This window comes from Mycobacterium parascrofulaceum ATCC BAA-614, from assembly GCF_000164135.1.
Lineage (GTDB): Bacteria > Actinomycetota > Actinomycetes > Mycobacteriales > Mycobacteriaceae > Mycobacterium > Mycobacterium parascrofulaceum.
The window spans coordinates 1-547 of record NZ_GG770672.1; the positions used below are offsets into that span (position 1 = coordinate 1).

A 547-nucleotide genomic window follows, 5' to 3' on the forward strand; every position below is an offset into this window, starting at 1 on the left:
TGATACGTGTCAGTCGATGTCGCAGGCGGCGTCGCGCAACGCCTCAAGTAGATCGACGTTCTCACCGAGAGTCATGGTGTCGTGCCCCCACTGGCTGTACGTGCCGGTGAGGGTGTCGATGTAGAACGGGATCTCAACGGTGCGGTTTTCGACACCGCGCGTGATGGTGCCCTCGATGATCATCGCGTATCTCCTTTCAGGGTGGGCGACTGCGGGTTTAGGCGCTCCGCCGATGGGCGGCGGGCAGGCTGATGCGGGTAATGCCCCACGGGGCGCGGTCGTAGCCAGAGAGCGCCTGGACCAACATGTTCTGCAGCTCGCGGCAGAATGCGTAGGCCTCGGTGTGCTGCCAGTCCTTGGGTTCGCAGGCCTGATATTCGAAGCACTGCAACGCCTTGAGTACTTCGATGACCGACCAGCTGGTGTGCAGGGGCCGGGTGTAGCGGTACTCGTAGGGCTCGTGGATGGGGTTGTTGAAGTAGCAATAGTTGACCGAGGCGGTGTTGGCGTCGACGAGCATCTGGCCAACCTGGTCGAGGTTGTCGTC

2 protein-coding genes are annotated in these 547 nt (G+C 61.8%); both read right to left on the minus strand.

Annotated features, from left to right (window positions below; genetic code table 11):
• Positions 1-9: 9 nt before the first annotated feature.
• Positions 10-183, minus strand: coding sequence for a hypothetical protein (locus HMPREF0591_RS32835; RefSeq protein ID WP_007172699.1), 174 nt, complete (start codon positions 181-183; stop codon positions 10-12).
• A gap of 34 nt (positions 184-217) precedes the next feature.
• Positions 218-547: hypothetical protein (locus HMPREF0591_RS30170; protein WP_007172700.1), on the minus strand; the 330-nt coding region annotated here is incomplete at its 5' end.